Origin of the sequence: Schaalia sp. Marseille-Q2122, assembly GCF_903645355.1 — a bacterium.
Lineage (GTDB): Bacteria > Actinomycetota > Actinomycetes > Actinomycetales > Actinomycetaceae > Pauljensenia.
Genome location: NZ_CAHJXR010000001.1, coordinates 167,333 through 187,455, shown reverse-complemented (window position 1 = coordinate 187,455; position 20,123 = coordinate 167,333). Strand labels below are relative to the sequence as shown.

The window sequence follows — 20,123 nt, the reverse complement described above, 5'->3', positions numbered from 1 at the left end:
GAAGGAGATCTCGTGCAGAGAATGACCAAACAACGCCAAGCGGTGTTTGAGGAACTCGAACGCGTCAATGATTTCCGCTCGGCTCAGCAGATCTTCGAGCACCTGCACACGCAGGGGCAGCGCGTCGGCCTGGCAACCGTCTACCGCAACCTGCAGTCCCTCGCGGATGCGGGCGAAGTTGACGTGCTGCGTTCAGCCGATGGGGAAGCCCTCTACCGCCTGTGCGACAACCACGGGCACCATCATCACCTGGTGTGCCGCAACTGCGGGCAGGCTGTCGAGATCGCGCAGACGGATATTGAATCCTGGGTCAATGAGGTGGCCTCCGCCTACGGTTACACCGCCGTGGAGCACTCCATGGAGCTTTTCGGATTGTGCGCTGATTGCACCCGTGAGGCTGAAGAACTCGGTCAGGACTTTAACGCATGAGTGGAATCCCCGAATGGGCCTCCTCAGGCCCCCTGCTGTACGCCTTCCTTCTATTCGTCATCTTCTGCCGCGCTCAGGGCACCTACTGGTTGGGCCGTGCTGCCGCCGCTGGCGTGCTGGCTGGGGAGAACGCTGACGGCCTCCGCGGCGCCCTTGCCCGCTGGTTCGACGGGCCTGTCCCCCGCCGAGGCGCCCGCATGCTCGAAAAGTGGGGTCTCATCATCATTCCCCTGTGCTTCCTCACCGTTGGCGTGCAGACCGCTGTCAATGCTGGTGCTGGCCTGGTGCGCATGAAGTGGCGCACCTACACCCTGGCGATGATTCCCGGTTGCATCGTGTGGGCTGGCCTGTACGCTCTGGGCCTGCTGGCCCTGTGGCTGGCGGCCATTGGCACCATCGCTGGTAACCCCATTGCCTGGCTGGCCATGGCGGGATTGTTCGTGGTCGCTGGCCTGACCTACTACCTGCGTCGCCGCCGCGAGCAGTCCAAGTGCCCGATGAACGTTCGTGACGGAGAGACTGTCACTGTCGAGGACGAGGTGCTGGTCGGCTAAGGTTCGCTGCAACGTTTCCGCGCGTTTTAGATCTTGTCGATCGCCCCGCCAAAGCGGCGGTCACGCCCCGCGTAGGCCAGCAGGCAATCCCACAGGGCCTCACGGTCGAAAGCAGGCCAGGGAGTGTCAACGAACATCATTTCCGCGTAGGCCAACTGCCACAGCAGGTAGTTGGAGATCCGTTGTTCCCCGGAGGTGCGGATCATGAGGTCCACGTCGGGCACGTCTGGCAGGTACAGGTGGCGGGCGAAGGATTTTTCCGTCACGCCTCGGGGTGAGAGGCGCCCGGCGGCGGCCTCGGCGGCAATCTTGCGGGCGGCGTCGGCAATCTCTGCCCGCCCCCCGTAGTTCACGCACATGACCAGGTCCAAGGTGGTGTTGTTCTTCGTGACCTCACCGGCCTCGCCAAGGGCGCGGATGACGCTCTTCCACAGTCGCGGCTCACGTCCCGACCAGCGCACGCGCACGCCCCACTCGTTGAGCTGGCCGGTGCGGCGGGCCAGGACGTCGGAGGCGTAGTTCATAATGAAGCTGATTTCAGCCGGCGAGCGCTTCCAGTTTTCCGTGGAGAAGGTGTAGACGGACAGGTAGCGCACGCCTGCGTCAATAGCACCGGCAATGGTGTCCATCAGCGCATACTCCCCCGCCCGGTGGCCTTCCGTGCGGGTCAGGCCACGGGAGTTCGCCCAGCGGCCATTGCCATCCATGACGAGGGCGACGTGGGCAGGCACCTCGCCGGCACTAAAGCTTGGGCAGGGCGCGTGCCACTGCCCCGGCCCTGCAACGGGTGCGCTGCGGTCTTGGGGGGCGCGATCCATGGGGGTCAGGTGTGTCATGCGAATCGGGTCCTCTCCAGGAGTTGCAGGGAGCGCAGGCGCCGCTCCAGGTGCCATTGGGTGTAGGCGGTGACGAGTTGGGCGACCTCGCCGCGCGCGTAGCCTTCAGCGGCGTCGGCGCCCGCCCAGTCGCCCGAGAGCAGGTCCCCCAGGAGCTTCATCGCATCCGGGGAGGGCGCGGCCGCCCCCGCCGGTCGGCAGATATCGCACACGGCGCCGCCCTCGGGAATCGAAAAGGCACTGTGGGGGCCCTCCGCGCCGCAGGAGGCGCAATCGAAGCACGAGGGCGCCCACCCCGCGATCGCGAGGGCGCGCAGCAGGTAGGAGTTGAGGGTCAACGTCGGGTCGTGGCGGCGGTGTGCCAGGGCATGCAGGGCGCCCATGAGCAGCAGGTATTGGGCGTGGGCGCCGTCCTGGGAGTCGGCGGTGAGACGCTGGGCGCTTTCCACCATCACGGAGGCATTGGTGAAAAGCTCGTAGTCGACTGCCAAGGCCCGCCCGTGGGCGGCGATCGTGCTCACCTGGGTGACAATGTCCAGGCTGCGCCCCTTGTGCAGCAGGACGTCGACCACGCCGAAGGGCTCCAGGTGGGCGCCAAAACGCGAGGTTGTCTTGCGCACGCCCTTGGCGACGGCGCGCACCTGCCCGTGTTCTCGGGTGAGAAGTGTGATGATGCGATCGGCCTCCCCCAGCTTGTGGGTTTGGAGGACGATCGCTTCGTCACGGTAGGAACGGGTCACGCCCCTTAATCTAGCGCAGGTCCCTAGCGCAGAGCACGATTGACGGCCGAGAGGACCGCCCGGTAGGTGGCGCGCGTAATGGACGAGGACATGCCCACACCCCACACGACCTGGCCTTCCACGGCGGCCTCGACGTAGGCAGCTGCGTGGGCGTCGCCGCCTTGGCTCATGGCGTGCTCGGAGTAGTCAAGGATCCGCAGGTCAACATCCAGGCTGCGCAGGCCGTTGACGAAGGCTTCGATGGGGCCGCCGCCCTCGCCGGTGATGACGCATTCTTGGCCGTTGTCCAGCAGAGTTGCTTCGAGGAATACCCGGTCGTCCTCACCCGAGGTGATCTTGGCCTTGACCAGCTCAAAGCGGCCCCAGGGGGCCATGTCGCCGCTGGCGTTGAGGGCTGCGGTGGGCAGGTATTCTGCGGCGAAGATCGCCCACAGGGAGTCGGCGTCGATTTCCCCACCGTAGGTGTCGGTGTGGCGCTGCACCACGCGGGAGAATTCGATCTGTAGGCGCCGCGGCAATTCGAGGTTGTGGCACGAGGACATGAGGTAGGCGATACCACCCTTGCCCGACTGGGAATTGACGCGCACGACGGCCTCGTAGGAGCGGCCCACGTCGTGAGGGTCGATGGGCAGGTAGGGCAGTTCCCACACGACGGCGTCTTCACTGCCAGCCTCGGCGACCTTGGCCTTGCGCGCGCTAAATCCCTTCTTGATGGCGTCCTGGTGGGAGCCGGAGAAGGAGGTGTAGACGAGCTCACCAACGTAGGGTGCGCGCGGCGGGGTGGGCATAGAGGTGCAGTATTCGACGACGCGGCGCACCTCGTCGAGGTTGGAAAAGTCGATGCCCGGGTCGACACCCTGGGTGAAGAGATTCAGGCCCAGGGTGACGAGGTCGACATTGCCGGTGCGTTCGCCTTGGCCCAGCAGGCAGCCCTCAACACGGTCGGCGCCTGCGAGGAGGGCCAGCTCTGCTGCGGCCACACCCGTTCCACGATCGTTGTGAGGGTGGACGGACAGGGCAATGTGTTCGCGCCGTGAGAGGTTACGGCTCATGTACTCGATCTGGTCGGCGTACACATTCGGGGTGGCGCGTTCGATGGTGGCTGGCAGGTTGAGGATGATTTCGCGGCCGTCCTCGGGCTGCCAGATGTCCATGACGGATTCGCAGACTTCCAGGGCGAAATCAAGTTCGGTGTCGACGAAAATCTCCGGGGAGTATTCGAAGCCGAAGATCGTGTCTTCGGGCAGTCGTTTTTCTGCCTGGGCGATGACCTCGCGGGTTCCGGACACCGCGAGTTCAACGGTTTGGGGCTTGTCGTTGCGGAAGACGAGTTGGCGGAAGAGGGGTGAGGTCGCGTTGTAGAGGTGGACGGTGGCGCGCGGCAGGCCAACGAGAGCGTCCACAGTGCGTTCGATGAGTTCGGGGCGCGACTGAGTGAGGACAGAGAGGGTGACATCCTCAGGGACAGCGTCGTCATCGACGAGGGAGCGCACGAAGTCGTAGTCGGTTTGGGAGGCGGCGGGGAAGCCGATCTCAATTTCCTTATATCCCATGCTCACCAGCAGGTCGAACATGCGGCGTTTGCGCGTCGGGTCCATGGGTTCGATAAGGGATTGGTTGCCGTCACGCAGGTCGGTGCTCATCCAGCGAGGCGCCCGGGTGATGCGGCGGGTGGGCCAGGTGCGGTCGGGCAGGTCGACGGGGTTGGTGTCGAGGAAGGCGCGGTATTTGCCGACGGGCATGCCTGAGGCTGGGGGCGTGGGGATGTGGGAGGTGGTCTGCATTGGAATCCTCATCTCGTGCGGGCCTTCTACCTGTAGTCCTGCGCTTCGGGTGCTGCACTGCGGGCCGTGTGTGGCGGCTGGTTGGGTCCAGTCGGAGCGGTGCGGGCCGGTCGGAGCGTGGTACCTGGGCGGAAGGGGCGCCAGCGGTGTCTGCGTGGATTGTCGCTTAGGACGGTGCGGAGGGCTTGACGTGTGCTGCGTTCAGGTGCGCAGCAGGAACTCCGCGGCGAGGGGGTCAGCCTGGTCAGGCCTCGCCGCGGCAGCTAAGCAGTGTCCGCGAATGCATGCTGTTTACCGTAGGCCAGGTCACAGTCCTGATGTGAGCGGGTTTCGTGATGTGGACAAATAGGCCGTTGGGGTGTCGGTATTGCGCGGCCAGCGCGTGCTGTGACAGCTGGTGGAAAAATGGTCGCACCTGGTGGGAAAATCGAGGCTTTTCGCGCTCTTTTACCACCAGGTGCGACCTCGGTGAGCCAACTTCCTGAAGGGACACGCTCACTCACTCATTGACCGCCGCCTCACGTCGGCGAAGCAGAGCCGATCCTACAGCTGCGAGCAGCAGCGAGGAGCCCAGAATCGTCGCGAGCACGGTCCCTGAAGCACCGGTGATAGGCAGCTCAGGTACTGACACCGGCGCATTCGGCATGGTAACGGTTGGGGCAGCAACCTGGCCGGGGGTGACGGACACGGCGACCTGCCGTTTCTTCCCCTCAGGTAGGACGTAGCCCAGGGGCGGGGTCTTTTCTACGAAGACGTAGCAGCGGTAGGCGGGCTCCGCCGTTGGCTGAGCGTCACCCACGCCCTGACCTGCGCCGACAGCGAGGCCTGGCACGGTGACGACGCCCTCGTTATTCGAGGTGAACTCCGTCTTGCCGTTGACGCTGATCGCATCCGGGTGCGCAGTTGAGATCTCGTTGGAGGGGCAGGTGGGATCATCCTGCTTTTCTGCCAGGTGGATCTGGAAGACGGCGTCCTTGAGCGGAGTCTCAGACGGATCAGTGGAGTGCTTCTTCAGCTTCGCCTGTCCCCACGTGGTGACGGCCTTATTGGTGGGCGTGATGGGGCTAGGACCGTTCTGATTCTTGCGCGTTGGAGCTTCGCCAGGGTGTTGTGGCGGGAAGTATTCAGGATTGCGGGGCTCCATCGGCGGACCGTCCGTGCTTTGCATGTCGGTGTCGACGATCAGGTACCCGGTGTTGTCCAGGTGACCTGTGTCGCCCACGGCGTTGGCGGTGGCTTTGATCGTGACGATGACGTACTTATTGGCCTTCTTGAGCAGGAGTTCCCTACCGGGGAAAGTGAAGGTGACGTTCAGCCAGTGCTTGAATTCCTGCGGCTGATTGGTCGAATCCTGGATGGTGTAGTTCCTCGCAGGGTTTTCAATGGCTGTGGCATTGAGGCCATTGGCGTCGTCGGCGAACTCGACCTTTTCAATGACGCCGTCGCTGTATTCCTTGATGAGGGAATCACCGATGACGAAGTAGGTGAAGAGTTCTTGTTCGTTACTGACCTTGGGGACTGCCCGGGCGAGCTGGGGGATCTTCGCTGCGATAGTGAAGGTCACCTGGTGCTTCGTACCCACGCCCGACTTCGTCACATCCAGGGCAGCGGTTTTGGTGGGCGTTTGGATGACGGTGTTCTTGGGGTAGGCGTGGACGTTGTAGGTCCAGCCTTGGTTCTTCGGCAGTGGGGTTGGGATGGTCACGACGAAGGGCTGAGCGGCGCGCTTGACGCTGGTGGGCGTGCCCGTTTCGCACACGAGGTAGGCGCCGACAGGGAGTTGGGGTGAGACGGTGTCGCCTTCGGGGCCGGTTGGTGTCATTTCGTGGCCTGGGCCGAGGGCGTGGCCTCCGACCTGGCGGAGGTTTTGCTCCTCTGCTTGTGCTGCGGCACAGCCGGTCCGAATGTCAGCGAGGTTGTCGAGGTGTTGCCAGGCTTCGGAGGTTTTGAGGTCGAGTCCGGTGATCGGATAGTAGGTGAAGGTGACGCCGGGGACGGGGGTGCCTCCCGTGGAGGCTTGTGCGATGTTTCCGAGTTGTCCGGGGCCGGACATGGAGCCTGATTCACGTTTGTGGAGGGTGAAGGTGCCCTTGGTGTTGGTGTCGATATTTCCGACGTCGGGTGTTCCTGCGTCTGCGTGTGCGCTTTGTGTGATGATCGCGCCTGATAGGGCGATCGCGCATGTTGCACTAAATGCTGCGAGGCGCTTTCTGCGGGAGAGGACTGTGGCACGCATGCCGGTTCCTTTCGCTGGCGCCACGAGGGCGCCACACTGTGTATTATTTGGGGATATTCCCATATTAAACCCATGGGGTATCAATGAAACAAATTCATCTATTTCTAATGATGCACTTTTACCCATTCAAATAGGTGGTTTTATTGCGGATTTTAAGCGTCTGGTGCGTATTTCATCTGCCGCTCTACTCGCATGAGGCACCCTTCGTAGGCTATATTCACGCAAGGCTCCGTCCGAGAGCGCCCGACTACGAGGAGTAACCATGCAGCAATCACCCACCCTTCAGGCACTTGCCGTACTTCATGCTTCAACCCAGATGGAGGGCTGGGATTTTTCCGTCCTGCGAGGGCGTATCCACGAGTCTGAGCCGACCTGGGATTTCCGGGCCGACTGTCTTGCCGCCATGCGATCGGGGAAAAGAATTGTCGATCTGGGGACAGGTGGAGGTGAACGCCTCATTGAACTGCTCTCTACCCTTGGCCCGCAAGCTGAGGGTAATGAGATTATTGCGACGGAAGGATGGGCTCCCAACGTTCCCGTTGCCCGCGCGAACCTCGCCCCGTGGGGGATTCGGGTTGACGAATACGATCCCGAGTCTGACCCACGCAGCCCTTTCACAGACGCGAGCGTCGACTGCGTCATGTCCTCCCACGAGGCGATTGACTTTGCGGATACTGCCAGGATCCTGACGGAGAACGGGGTGCTGCTCACTCAGCAGGTCGATGGTTTCAACGCCCCAGAGCTACACGACTGGTTTGAGGTTGACTTCGCCTACCCCAATGTCACGCTGGACTCCTATGTCAGCCACTGTGAGGCTGCGGGCTTGACTGTCACCTGCGCGCAGGAGTGGGCAGGGCCCACGACCTTCGCCGACGTGGAGGCTCTGGTGACATACTTGGCGCTCGTCCCCTGGGAGGTGCCCGACTTCGACGTCTACACCCACGGAGAGCGACTGCTGGAGCTTAGCCAGCGCGGAGAAGTGACCATCACCCAGAAGCGTTTCCGCCTCTACGCCCACAAGTAGCCGCCCGGATCGGCCGCACAGCAGTTTGGTCGCACCTAGTGGTAAAAAACGGCGCTTTTTCGGGCCCTGTTTACCACCAGGTGCGACCAAAGTGAAGCTGGCTGCTAGGCAAGCCCTGGAATTGGGGGAATCGGCGCTATCTCTGGAAGTTGTCGCTTGAGCCCACTACCCCATGCGTAGTCTTTGGTGACACGCTGCGCCTGCCCCAGCACGATGCTCGGCGACACTTCCAGTTGCTCAGCAAGTTCAGCAATAGCGGCAGTATTCCTGCCTGAGGGCAGGTGCCCTCTCATCTCTTTGGGCACGAAGAACTCTGCCGCGAAGCGATTGGCCTCCGCTTCACATTTATCGTTGCTGCCTTCGAGGTAGACCGTAGTGGTCTTATGAAGGAGCACATGAGCCAGTTCATGCATGAGGGTAAACCACATCTGGTCTTCGGTTTTCCACAGCAGAGACAGCTGTACCAGAGGCGTCCCATTCACCCAGCGCGTCACCCCATGAACGCCAACACCGGAGACTGCCGGGGTGAGACACACCCGCACGCCTACACGCTCACAATCCATGATGGCTTTCTTGATCCCTTCTTCAGGAGCTTCGAGCGTGTAGGACCTGATACGCGGCAGAATTTCCATAAGGCATTCACGGTCGAAGGGAGGGAGAGGACCTGCCTGCTCATGCTGTATCTCGCCAACTCGAAGCCAGACAGCCAAGCCCATTGGCTTCTTGTCAGCGTGGGCGCTCTTCCGGAAGGCAAGAGCCTCCGCTTCCCAAGTATTTCGATGCGCGCGCAAGCTGCTCGTTCGAAAGAATGCAGCGACCTGGCCAACAAGAGCACTAGCTTGCCGCTTGGTGGTTGTCACGATGCCATGCTTGCGCATATAGGCGAGCGGGTAAGCATCAAGCATGTCAATCTCTGCTGCGAGTTCCTGCTCTTTACGCTTTCGAGCACAGAGCTGCTGGTAGCGAGTTTCGTATGCCATCCATATGCGTGCAGGAATACCCGTCGCCATTTCAAGATTCAGTGCCACCGCTTGACTGAGGGCAGAGTTTCCCGCAACAAGCTCACTGATGTGCTTCTTTGACACTCCAGCCCGCCGGGCAAGCTCGCTCTGATTCATACCTTCTTCTTCGAGCCATTCGGCCAGGTAGTCACCAGTTGTCACGATGTAATCTGGTTCAACAGCCATCTTTCCTCCTCTCGTCACCAAGTTGCATAGCACCGAGTTAGTGGTAGTCATGAATCTCGAGCACTTCAACAATCCGAAGCGCCGTTGGGTCACTTCCTTCTCCGATGGGCTCAACAATCAGCCGGTAATTTGCTGTGAGTCGAGCAGACCATTTTCCTGCTAGGTTCCCACTGAGTTGTTCCCAGCGACCCGTAACATGGGGCAGGTCAGCAAAAGACTCAACGGCGTGAAGCTCGTTAATACGCAGTTTGAGAGCTTTCACAACGCGCATGTCGAACGCCTTCTTCATCGCGCGCTCATCCGTGCACTGCTGTTCCAGCTTCTTGGTCGCGTATCGGACGTCCACTCACCCTCCCCTCCATTCTTGGGGTTACCAATATGGTAACAAGTACCATGATTTCTGTCCTTATGACTCGCAGCACTCAGATCTCTCTGGCACTTCGAAAGCCCCGCCCGCATGGCGAAGGGGGCACGATTTTAAGTAAACCCCGTAGGGAGTTGTAGGCTAGGGAGCGTCGAACTTCATCATCTCGGAGCGCAAGGAGCCTTCCGTGCAGGATAATCGCGAAAACAGCACCCCCCCCCCGCTTGACCTGATTGACGTTCAGGGGGACCGTTCTTCCCTCATTGGCGAGGCTCCCGCCGTTGACGCGGACGGCACCGTGCGAGTTCATCCTGCCTCCCCGAATTTCCGAACTGCGCTTGCCGCGCAGATTGCTGCGATTGCACCTGAGGTGATAGCCGACGGCACAATTGATTGCGAGAAGCTGCGCGCCCTGCTTGACGACGATGCTGCTGGCCCGATGGAGCGCTTTGGCCTGGTATGGCCAGGTAAGCGCGAGGCGCAACGCTTGGCACAGACTCCCACCACGGCAACCCTTGAACCCGATCGGGAGAGCTCCCGCGACTGGGACACTACTCAGAATGTGGTGATTGAGGGCGACAACCTGGAAGTCCTCAAGGTCTTACAGCGCCACTACTTTGGCCAGATCAAAATGATCTACATTGACCCGCCCTACAACACGGGTAAGGACTTCGTCTACAGCGACGATTACCGCGATAGCGTGGGTCATTACCTGGAGTGGACCGAGCAGGTGACGAAAAAAGGAAAGACTCGCCCCAATAGCGAGACCGAGGGGCGATTCCACTCAAACTGGCTCAATATGATGTATCCACGCCTCAAGCTGGCCCGCAATTTGCTCAGCGAGGACGGTGTCATCTTCATCAGCATCGATGACTCTGAGTTTCCTCGACTTCTATCCCTCGCAACTGAGATTTTTGGAGAATCCAACCTCGTCGGAACCATGATTTGGGCAGCTGGCAGAAAGAATGACTCTAGATACATCTCGACATCACACGAATACATCATTTGCTTTTCAAAGAATCGCCCCCTAATCGATGCTAGGGGCATTTCGTGGAAAATCAAAAAGGCCGGTCTTCAGGAGATCTACTCTGCAGCAAAGAAATGTTTACGCGAGGCAGAAGGCGATTTTTCAGCCGCTTCAAGGCTTCTGACACAGTGGTACAAGAACCTGCCAGACTCCCACCCCGCTAAACGACAGAGCCACTATCACCACATCGATAGGAGAGGCGTGTATTTCGCCGACAACATTTCATGGCCCGGTGGTGGCGGCCCTCGATATGAGGTCCTCCATCCCGTCACTGGGATGCCTGTCAAGATTCCAAGCGGCGGCTGGAGATTCCAGGAAGATCGCATGGCAGAGCTTATCCAACAAGGACGCATCCATTTCGGCCCAACAGAATCCTCTGTGCCCACAGTAAAACGCTATCTTTCTGAGACAGAATACGAGACTCCCTACTCGGTCTTCTATCAGGACGGCAGAGCATCGACTAAGCGTCTTGCCACTCTATTGGGTAAGGGGGTCTTTGATTTCCCCAAGGATGAGAACGTTATCGGCACGCTACTCAAGATGGCGACTTCCGACAAAGACCTCATCCTCGACTTCTTTGCAGGCTCTGGCACGACTGCCCATGCCGTCATGCAACTCAATGCCGAAGATGGTGGCAACCGCCGGTGTATTTCCGTACAGCTCCCTGAGCCCACGCCACTAGATAGCCCCGCCCGCGAAGCAGGTTTCGACACAATCTCGCAGATTACGCGGGAGCGCATTCGGCGTGCTGGCGACAAGATCCTCAGCGATCAGTCCGCGCAACTGGCAACCCGTAGTACTCCCCTTGACGTCGGTTTCCGCGCCTACCGCCTCAGCGACACACACTTCCGCAAGTGGGCCCTCAACTCCGACGTCAGCGCCGAAGAACTTGATGCCCAACTCACCCTCGCCTACGACTCGGCAGAAGATGCGGCAACCCCCGAGCAACTCTTTAGCGAAGTCGCCCTCAAGCATGGATTGTCGCTGACTGAGTCCTACAAGACCACGACCATTGCTGGCCTTGAGATGTTCTCGATTGAAGAGGGGCTCATCCTGGGCTACTTCAATGAGCATGTCACGCCCACCCTTGAACAGCTCCGTGAAGTGATCGATACTCACCCTGGCCAGCTCTTCATGCTTGAAGACGTCTTCGCCGGTAACGATGAGCTCAAGGCGAACCTCGCCCAGCTGTGCAGCTCGCGCGGCGTTGAACTTGTGATCGCCTAAGGACCCCCACCATGCGCTTCACTTTCGACGCCCACCAGCCCTACCAGCTCCAGGCCATTGAGTCCGTCGTTGACCTCTTCAATGGTCAGCCTCAAGATGCCGGGCAGCTCCCTGCTTCGTCACAGCCTGGATCTTTAGCCGCGAGCGCAGACACCCTCGACATTGAGATCGGCGCCGTTGGCAATGCCCTGGCTCTTGACGAGGACGCCATTCTCACCAACCTGCGCACTGTGCAAGACCGCAATGCCCTACCCCTCAGCGACGCCCTCGTTGACGGCCTCCAATTCGATATTGAAATGGAGACGGGCACAGGTAAGACCTACGTCTATCTGCGCACGGCCTTCGAGCTTGCCAAACGCTATGCCTTCAGGAAGTTCATTATCCTCGTCCCATCGGTGGCCATCCGCGAGGGCGTGAATACCTCCATTGCCCTCATGCGCGAGCACTTCCGCCAGCTCTACCCCGGTCAACCCTTCGACGCCATGGTGTACTCGGGCAAAACTCCTGAGGATGTGCGCGCCTTCGCCACCTCCACCGGCGTTCAAATCATGGTGATGACCATCGATTCCATCCGAGGGGATAAAGAAAGCCGCATTATCCACCAGGAGCGCGACACCCTGGGAGCACGCCCCATCGACTTCCTCCAGGCGACCCAACCCGTCGTCATCATGGACGAGCCGCAGAATATGGAAAGCGAACTCTCCCAGCGGGCTATCACCGAACTCAATCCCCTGTGCACGCTGCGCTATTCGGCGACACACCGCAAGGGCCGCAACCTCATCTACCGCCTCGACCCCATTGACGCCCACGAACTCGGCCTGGTCAAACAGATCGTCGTCGCAGGCACAGAGACAGAAGGCGAAGCCCCTGTCCCCTACATCAGGCTCTGCGCCGTTAAAAACACGCCCACCCTCCAAGCCCAGCTTGAACTCATTGTCCGCACCCCGGCGGGCGCCCTCGTGAAGAAGAAAAAGTGGGTGAAATCCACCCAAGACCTCCAGCAAGTCACTAAAAATGCCGCCTATGACGGCAACTGGCGGATCACCGATATCTACTACTCGCCCAACGACGATCGCAGCTATATTGAACTCACCAACCTCCCCACGCCTCTCCATATCGGTGAAGAAACCGGCGGCAAAAGGGATGACATCTACCGCGAGATGATTCGCGAAACCATCCGCGAGCACCTGCGTAAAGAACACCAACTGCGCGGCCGCGGCATTAAAGTCATCTCCCTGTTCTTCATCGACAAGGTCGCCAACTACCTGGGCGACGGGCACAACTCCACCGACGCCAATGGCCCCTTCGTCCAATGGTTCGATCAGATCCTCGACGAAGAACGCCGCAAGAACCCCCAATGGAGTGAGGTACTCCCCCACCCATCTGCCATGCTGCGCAGCGCCTACTTTGCACAGAAAAGCTCAGGAAAGAAGGCCGACAAGACCGTTACCTTCGTTGACTCCTCAGGTAAGACAAAGAGTGATGATGAGGCGTACTCCCTCATTATGAAAGACAAGGCACGCCTACTCTCCCTGGAGGAGCCCGTGCGCTTCATCTTCTCTCACTCCGCGCTGCGTGAAGGATGGGACAACCCCAACGTCTTCCAGATCTGCACCCTGCGCGACATGGCCGGAGAGACCGAGCGCCGCCAAACCATTGGGCGAGGCCTGCGCCTGCCCGTCAACCAAGAGGGCGAACGCCTCCAAGATCGCTCCATCGCTCAGCTCACCGTCATCGCCAACGAGTCCTACCGAGCATTCGCAGACGCGCTCCAGAGCGAGTACCGCGAAGCCGGTGTTTCCCTCGGCGTGGTCCGACCAGAAGAGTTCGCCCGCATTGTCATCCCCTCCGACACGGGCGTTGAGGAACACCTCGGCTCAGACATCTCGCGTCGACTCTGGCAGAGCCTCGTCGATAAAGGTTTCCTTGACGACAAGGGCACAGTCCAGCCACTATTCACCCCTGATATAGAAGGCTTTAGTCTCTACATTGACGGCGCCTACAAGTGGGCAGAGCCTGAGATGATCGAGATCGTCAAGAAGTGCCGCATTGACCACACCGTCAAGCCAATCCGCAAACGCCAAACACGCACCCTCAACAAGGAGCTCTACCTTTCACCCGAGTTCGAGGCCTTCTGGGAAGCAATCTCGCGGCGAACCACCTACCGCGTGGGCATCGACCGCGAAACCCTCATCCAACGTTCCGTCGACGCCATCACGTCCGCGCCAAGCATCCGCCCGATCGAAATCGTCACCTCCCGCGCAGAACTCACAGCGCAGCGAGGAGGCTTCTCCACTCAGAAAACCAGTGAACGGCATGCGGAAGTTGATGCCAACTACCCCCTACCCGATATCGTCACAGAACTCTCTCAAGAAACCTCGCTAACCCGCCGGACCATCATCGACATTATGCGGCGCTCCGGGCGCCTCACTGACTTCCTCGCTAACCCGGCTGAATACACGCGCATGATCCGCCACGCCATCACCACTGAGCTCGCCCACCTGCTCATTGAAGGCATTCAGTACGAGGAAATCGGCGGCTCCATCTACGAGCTGCGTGAACTGCAGCAGGATGGTCGTGAAGAAAAGAGCTACTTCACTGACCAGCTCTACCGCGTCCGCAACTCCGACAAGACAGACTTCGACTACCTCGTCTACGACTCCAGCGTCGAAGAATCCTTCGCGCGCGAGCTGGACGGGCGCGAAGACATCCGCTTCTTCATGAAGCTTCCCCCCAAGTTCCTCATCCCCACGCCCCTTGGCAACTACAACCCTGACTGGGCGATCATCAAACGCGTTGACGGTGAAGACCGCATCTACATGGTGCGCGAAACAAAGTCCACGCACGATGCTCGCCAGCGACGGGCAAAGGAGAACGCCAAGATCGCAGCTGCCAGCAAGCACTTTGCCGCAATCGGCATCGACTACGCGGTCTCTGCTCCTGAGGAGTGGAACCTCGAAGACACCGCTGCTGGCCGGCCCCTGTAGTTCCTGTGACATCCCACCCCTGAGGACACACGCGTGCTCACCGATTACCAAGCAAAGTTCTACGCCCATGAGCTTGCCCGATCCCACGCCTCCGATCACGTGGGCAAACTCGCCGGGCTCCTCTTCGATGCTCAGGTCGAACCCAAGCCCCACCAGATCGATGCCGCGCTCTTCGCGTTGAAGAGCACCTCCCTGCCGGGAGTGATCCTGGCTGACGAGGTCGGCCTGGGTAAAACCATCGAAGCGGGCATTGTGATCTGTCAGTACTGGGCTGAACGCAAGCGCCGCATCCTCATCATCGCCCCCTCCTCCCTGCGGCAACAGTGGAAGCAGGAGCTTGACGAGAAGTTCGCCATCCCAGCAGCACTCCTTGAAGGCTCCAACGCTGCTGAGCTCTTAGCGCATCAGCCTGTCATCAGCTCACCCCCTGGTGGGACCTCAGCTCAAGTCTTCATCTGCTCCTACGAATTCGCCCTACGAAACAAGGCAACGCTGAGCCGCGACTGGGACCTCGTTATCATGGATGAAGCCCACCGGCTACGCGCCCACTGGAAGGGCACCTCCAAGATCGCTCACGCCGTCCACGAGATCTGCCAACACGCCACGAAAACCCTGATGCTCACCGCCACGCCGCTACAAAACCGGCTTGAAGAACTCTACGGCCTAGTCAGCGTGTTCGACCCCGATTTCTTCGGCAGCAAGGAAGCCTTCCGCGCCCAGTACGTCGACAGAGGCGGCCTTTCCACCCTCGATAATCTCGCCGCGCGCATCTCTCTCCTTGCCAAGCGCACCCTACGCCGCGATGCCAGCACCTACATCCGCTTCACCGAACGCACCCCCATCACCATTGGCTTCACCCCATCCGCCGAAGAGCAACGCCTCTACGAGTTGGTCAACGCCTATCTCCAGCGGCCTGCTCTGTGGGCATTCACAAGCTCCCAGCGGCACCTGTCCTCCATGATTCTGCGTAAACGCTTGGGTTCGTCGACCTATGCCATTGCCTCCACCCTTGAAGGCATTGCAGATCGCCTCCAGGCGGAAATCTACGGGGATGCCTCCACCCTCACCGCATCCGAGCGCACTTTTGATGGTGATACCGACGCAGACCTCACCGCCGAAGAACGCGAACACCTCGACAATTCTGCCAACCCCACCCCCTCACCAACTGCCACTGCCGACGCCGCCCTGCCCAGCGCTGACCTCGTCAGTCCTGACGAAGAAATCCGCGAACTACGCCAATACGCTGCCCTCGCCCGATCCATCACCGTCAACGCCAAGGCCACAGCCCTTATCGCCGCCCTGGAACAAGGCTTCGCAAAACTCCGCGAGATCGGCGCACCGGAAAAGGCCATCATCTTCACCGACTCCACACGCACCCAGGACTACATCGCCCAAGCCCTCGCCGACGCTGGATATACCGACGGTATCGTCCTCTTTAACGGACACAACACCTCACCCGACGCCACACGCATCTACCAGCAATGGCTAGAAGAAAACGCAGGATCCGACCTCATCACCGGCGTCGCCACAGCCGACCGGCGCAAAGCCCTCGTTGATGAGTTCCGGGAGCGCGGCACCATCATGATCGCCACCGAGGCAGCCGCAGAAGGCATTAACCTACAGTTTTGCTCCATGCTGGTCAACTACGACCTGCCGTGGAACCCGCAGCGAGTAGAACAACGCATTGGCCGCGTGCACCGCTTCGGGCAGAAGCACAATGTCGTCGTCGTGAACTTCTCGAACAAAGGCAACGTCGCTGAAGAGCGCATCCTGACGCTCCTCACAGAGAAATTTAAGCTCTTCACCGACGTTTTCGACGCCTCTGATGAGGTGCTGGGCAGCATCGAAGACGGCATGGATTTTGAAAAGTCCATCAATCAGATCTTGTCGTCCTGCACGAGCGCTGAAGAAATCAGCGCCGCCTTCGACGACCTTGAGCGCGAGTATGCCGAGCAAATCAGCAGCGCCATGAGCGAAACGCGAGCCAAGGTTTTCGGCAACCTTGATCCTGCCGTGCGCGACAAGCTACGGAACTACGATGAACAGGCCGGTCAGGTCCTCAATAGCTTCGAGCGACTCTTACTCGCCCTCACCCAGCACCGTCTCGCTCCGTACGCATCATTCACCCACGGGGGTGCTCACTTCGCCTTGCACACCGCCCCGTGTCCAGATGCGCCCACAGGACGATATTTCTTCAAGACCCACCCTGAGAAAGGCGCACATCAGTACCGATTTAGCTCCCCACTTGCCCAGTGGGTCGTGAGCAGTGCGCAGCAGCAGGAGACGCCTCCCGCCGAGCTGGTCTTTAGCCTCAGCGCCTCGGAAAGAGCAACAGAGGCATTGCGCCCCTTCGTCGGGACGGGCGGCGTTTTGCGTGTTGACGAGGTGAGCTTCCAGGTATCCCTGGAAGGAAACAACGTCACAGAGTCCTACCTATTGGCCGCAGGTCACAACGACGAGGGTATTGCCCTTGACGGTGAACTTGTCCGTTCGCTCATGGATCTGCACTGCAGAGCAGTAGAGCCCCTTTCGGGTCCTTGTCACGTTGAAAGCGCTGTGCTGGATGCCCAGCAAGAAGCCCTCCGTGAGGAGTTTGAAAACCGGACAGCGGGCTACTATCTCGAACAGGAACTGCTCCAAGACGCCCGGATTGCTGATATTCGCGCGGAATATGATGCCCGGCTGCTGGCTTTGAAGAAGAACATTGAGGAGCACGACCGGGCGACACGCTCAGCCGCAAACGCCCGCGATCGCCTCCAGTCCATGAAGAAGAAGCGCGATCTTGACGCAAAGTACCGCGCATTGGAAGAAGAATGTCGCCACAAGCTTGAGCAGGCCAAAGAACACTCCCTTGATTTCCTCAGCCTGGCTGAAGCCTCGTTGACCACAGAGCCCAAGCGCCAGCATCTCTTCACGATTCGCTGGAGGTTAGAGAACTGAGGCAGAGGGCGCGGACTCTCGAACCTTCAGGCACCTGAAGCCTTAACGAGGATGGACTCAGCTTCTCAACGTCGAAGCAGCCTCCCCTCGACACTTCGTATCCCTGAGGATACACTTAGGGTGTGGAGATACTTCAGACTGAGGTCTATAAACGCTGGTTTCGCCGCTTAAGGGATCCGAAGGGCAAGGCGCGCATCAATATCGCCCTCCAACGTTGGCGCCTTGAGGGACAGATAATCGGCGACATTAAGCCCCTTAGCGACGGTGTCTTCGAGTTCCGGATTCATACCGGACCAGGTTATCGCCTGTATTACATGACAAGGGAACAGCAGATAGTCCTCCTCCTTATCGGAGGAGATAAGGGCAGTCAAGACAGCGACATTAGACGAGCACAGAAACTTGCCAAACAGCTGAAGAATGAAAGGTGGTAACAATGACTATTACACCGTGGGACGCAAGCGAATACCTCGAAAGCGAAGAAGACATCATTGCCTACCTCAATGCTGCTCTCGAAGCCGAAGATCCGGCTCTTTTACAAGTCGCCCTCGGCGACATTGCCAAAGCTCGGGGGATGACCTCGATCGCCCGCGAAGCCGGAGTGGGACGTGAATCGCTGTACAAGTCGCTCAGTGCCGACGGTAATCCGTCATGGCAAACACTCAGCAAGGTCATCTCCGCCCTCGGGCTGAGACTGGAAGCGCGCGCCGCTTCCTGATCCCTCTGGCCTGCACGCGCAGTTTGATCGCACCTGGTGGTAAAAATCAGGGCTTTTTCGGGTCCTTTTTACCACCAGGTGCGACCAAAACGAACGCAATGCCGCCTAGAACAAGTACGGCTGCTCGGGCTCGTCGATTGTTTCCACATTGCTGGAAGTCAGTACAGCCTCTTCGGGGAAGGGCATGCCGGGGTTTGGCGTGAACTCGCCTGAAACCCGCAGCCATTGGCCTTCGCCGTACTTGTCACGCCATGCCGGGTCCACAACGGGTATGCCCACCGGCAAAGCGTCCACGGCGCAGCAGGCGATCTGGAAGCGCACCAGGTAGTAGCCGTGCTCGGCAATCTCTTCTGGGGCAATGATGAAGCCCTCCAAAGCGGGCTTTTGGCCGAGCACTTCCTCCGCAGGGGCGTTGGCCAGCAGCTGCGCCCAGTCGCCCACGGTTGCCTCGTCGGGCAGTTGCGCCAAGGTGGTGATGACAGCCTTGCCGGTGGAGCGCTCCCCCACTCCCCCGCCCGCGAGCGCGCGCTCAGAGGCCAGGGTGGCGCTCAGGGGCGCGGGAGGGGCGACAAGGACCATGCCCGTCACCGCCACGACGACGGCTAGGCTCGCGGCCCCCGCCAGCCACGTCGGCAATTGACGAGGTTCCCGCCGTGCTTCCTCATGCGCATGGTCGTGACCGACCTCTCCTTCTTCCACGCACTGGCCTCGCCAAATGGCCCACACGGAGGCCAGGAGCGCAAGCAGGGCCATTTCGACGGTGAAGAACACGTAGCGCGGGTGGATGAAGAAGGTCAGCATCTCGGCCCATGCCAGCCAGATCGTGGCCACGGCAAGAATCATCGACAGGGCGACACCTCTCCACTGGTTGACGCGCTCCCACAGGGAGGGACGCGCATCAGTTTCGCTACAGCATTCCGGCGCACCCTCAGCACCCGCGCCAGCACCCAAAGCAGCACTCTCGTCCTTCTTAGGCTGCAAGGTAGTTCACCCCCAGTCCCAGAATCACGCAGCACAGCGTCACTACGGCAACGATCCGCGCCACCGCGCGCCCACTCAGGGTGGTGCGCAGCAGGGCAATCATCTTAATGTCGACCATCGCGCCAAAGACCAGGAAGGCTGTGAGCGCACCGGGCAGGAACACCGATGCCAAGGCCAAGGCGAAGAAGGCGTCCACGCTGGAGCAGATCGACACGATGAACGCCAGCGCCAGGATGGCCAGTACCGAGAGCACGGGGTCGTGTCCGAGGGCGGTGAGGACATCGCGGCGCACTCCCACCTGGATGAGTCCAGCCAGCATGGACCCCAGGACGAGGGCGGGCAGCAGTGTGGCACTCTCGCGAGCAAAGATCGCAAGAGACCTCCCAATACGGTCCCCGTCAGCATTTTCGGCACCCTGCGTCTGGCAGGCTTGGGCGAAACGCGGGGCCAGCAGGGCCTCTGGACGAATCCGCCAGGTCACCAGGATCGCGGCAATCTGAGCGATGATGAATCCTCCGAGTACGCGCCCCCACAGGATGCCGTTTTGGGTGCCGAAGGCCTGGTAGGTGGTGATGATGGTGACGGGGTTGAGCAGCGGGGCCGCGAGGGTGAAGGCCACGACGTCGCCGACGGACATGCCGCGTGAGAGGAAGCCGCGAGCCAGGGGCACGTTCCCGCACTCACACACGGGAAGGAAGGTGCCAACCAGGGACATGACGATGCGGCGCAGTGCGCGATTGCTGGGGATCAGGCGATCAAAAAGCGCTGAGGACACCCACACGCGCACCAGCACGGAGATGGCAATACCCACCACCACGAAGGGGAAGGACTCGAGCAGCACCGAGGAGGACAGTGTAACGGCGTCTCGCAGGGCCTGCCAGGATGGGGAAGCAATTCCGCTTGTCATGGCCCGCAGGGAAAGCAGTGCCAGAACAATACCTAGGGCCAGCCCAAGGTAGGGCAGGCGGGCACGGCTCAGCAGCCCACGGTCGGTGGGTGTGCCCCCAGGGGCAGAACCGGGAACAGGCGTATGTGCAGTCATCATGGTGGGAACTCCGCCATTCACTGTGAAATCAGGACCGTCAAAAGGCT

17 protein-coding genes are annotated in these 20,123 nt (G+C 60.2%); 9 read left to right on the top strand and 8 right to left on the bottom strand.

The features are described 5' to 3' along the window. The first annotated feature begins 12 nt into the window (after positions 1-12). Positions 13-429, top strand: a complete 417-nt coding sequence (locus HWX48_RS00775) for a Fur family transcriptional regulator (RefSeq protein WP_175953678.1) — start codon at positions 13-15, stop codon at positions 427-429. Further along, positions 426-983: a VTT domain-containing protein gene (locus tag HWX48_RS00770; protein ID WP_175953676.1), complete on the top strand. Its 558-nt coding sequence runs from the start codon at positions 426-428 to the stop codon at positions 981-983. Before HWX48_RS00775 ends, HWX48_RS00770 begins: the two co-directional genes overlap by 4 nt. 26 nt (positions 984-1,009) lie before the next feature. On the opposite strand, the gene HWX48_RS00765 is transcribed toward HWX48_RS00770, so the two are convergent. The 4 genes from HWX48_RS00765 to HWX48_RS00750 all read right to left on the bottom strand — a co-directional run bounded on the left by HWX48_RS00765 (position 1,010) and on the right by HWX48_RS00750 (position 6,579). Then, positions 1,010-1,819 (bottom strand): isoprenyl transferase, encoded by an 810-nt coding sequence (locus HWX48_RS00765; protein ID WP_175953674.1) that lies wholly within the window; start codon positions 1,817-1,819, stop codon positions 1,010-1,012. Next, positions 1,816-2,559, bottom strand: coding sequence for a DNA repair protein RecO (gene recO, locus HWX48_RS00760; RefSeq protein ID WP_175953672.1), 744 nt, complete (start codon positions 2,557-2,559; stop codon positions 1,816-1,818). The genes HWX48_RS00765 and recO overlap by 4 nt, the downstream gene beginning before the upstream one ends. 23 nt (positions 2,560-2,582) lie before the next feature. Continuing rightward, positions 2,583-4,343, bottom strand: a complete 1,761-nt coding sequence (gene leuA / locus HWX48_RS00755) for a 2-isopropylmalate synthase (protein WP_175953670.1) — start codon at positions 4,341-4,343, stop codon at positions 2,583-2,585. A 499-nt stretch (positions 4,344-4,842) separates the two neighbouring features. Further along, positions 4,843-6,579: a SpaH/EbpB family LPXTG-anchored major pilin gene (locus HWX48_RS00750; RefSeq protein WP_175953668.1), complete on the bottom strand. Its 1,737-nt coding sequence runs from the start codon at positions 6,577-6,579 to the stop codon at positions 4,843-4,845. Here HWX48_RS00750 and HWX48_RS00745 point away from each other — a divergent pair. Next, positions 6,569-6,775: a hypothetical protein gene (locus HWX48_RS00745; RefSeq protein ID WP_175953666.1), complete on the top strand. Its 207-nt coding sequence runs from the start codon at positions 6,569-6,571 to the stop codon at positions 6,773-6,775. The two genes, HWX48_RS00750 and HWX48_RS00745, sit on opposite strands and share 11 nt — an antisense overlap. Positions 6,776-6,841: 66 nt before the next feature. Then, positions 6,842-7,603, top strand: a complete 762-nt coding sequence (locus tag HWX48_RS00740) for a class I SAM-dependent methyltransferase (RefSeq protein WP_175953664.1) — start codon at positions 6,842-6,844, stop codon at positions 7,601-7,603. Positions 7,604-7,707: 104 nt separating this feature from the next. Here HWX48_RS00740 and HWX48_RS00735 read toward each other — a convergent pair whose 3' ends face one another. Both HWX48_RS00735 and HWX48_RS00730 read right to left on the bottom strand, forming a co-directional pair. Further along, positions 7,708-8,790 carry an ImmA/IrrE family metallo-endopeptidase gene (locus tag HWX48_RS00735; protein ID WP_175953662.1) on the bottom strand — a complete coding sequence of 361 codons (1,083 nt, stop codon included), beginning with the start codon at positions 8,788-8,790 and terminating at the stop codon, positions 7,708-7,710. Between the two features lie 37 nt (positions 8,791-8,827). After that, positions 8,828-9,136, bottom strand: coding sequence for a type II toxin-antitoxin system RelE/ParE family toxin (locus HWX48_RS00730; RefSeq protein WP_175953660.1), 309 nt, complete (start codon positions 9,134-9,136; stop codon positions 8,828-8,830). A 205-nt stretch (positions 9,137-9,341) separates the two neighbouring features. On the opposite strand from HWX48_RS00730, the gene HWX48_RS00725 reads away from it, so the two are divergent. From HWX48_RS00725 to HWX48_RS00705, 5 genes are all read left to right on the top strand, one after another. Then, entirely contained in the window at positions 9,342-11,408 is a 2,067-nt protein-coding gene (locus HWX48_RS00725) for a site-specific DNA-methyltransferase (protein ID WP_175953657.1), read from the top strand. An 11-nt stretch (positions 11,409-11,419) separates the two neighbouring features. After that, a complete protein-coding gene (locus HWX48_RS00720) occupies positions 11,420-14,395 on the top strand; it encodes a DEAD/DEAH box helicase family protein (RefSeq protein ID WP_175953655.1) in 2,976 nt (991 codons plus the stop codon). A 33-nt stretch (positions 14,396-14,428) separates the two neighbouring features. Beyond that, the gene (locus HWX48_RS00715) at positions 14,429-17,335 is read left to right on the top strand and encodes an SNF2-related protein (RefSeq protein WP_217701566.1); all 2,907 of its coding nucleotides are present in this window, start codon (positions 14,429-14,431) and stop codon (positions 17,333-17,335) included. A gap of 122 nt (positions 17,336-17,457) precedes the next feature. Continuing rightward, positions 17,458-17,766, top strand: coding sequence for a type II toxin-antitoxin system RelE/ParE family toxin (locus HWX48_RS00710; RefSeq protein WP_175953653.1), 309 nt, complete (start codon positions 17,458-17,460; stop codon positions 17,764-17,766). 2 nt (positions 17,767-17,768) lie between these two features. Next, complete coding sequence (locus HWX48_RS00705; protein ID WP_175953651.1) at positions 17,769-18,050, top strand: addiction module antidote protein; 282 nt, start codon at positions 17,769-17,771, stop codon at positions 18,048-18,050. Between the two features lie 105 nt (positions 18,051-18,155). On the opposite strand, the gene HWX48_RS00700 is transcribed toward HWX48_RS00705, so the two are convergent. Next, a complete protein-coding gene (locus tag HWX48_RS00700) occupies positions 18,156-19,031 on the bottom strand; it encodes a TIGR03943 family protein (protein ID WP_175953649.1) in 876 nt (291 codons plus the stop codon). Then, on the bottom strand, positions 19,021-20,076 hold the full coding sequence (locus tag HWX48_RS00695; protein WP_217701565.1) for a permease: 1,056 nt from the start codon (positions 20,074-20,076) through the stop codon (positions 19,021-19,023). Before HWX48_RS00695 ends, HWX48_RS00700 begins: the two co-directional genes overlap by 11 nt. Positions 20,077-20,123: the final 47 nt, after the last annotated feature.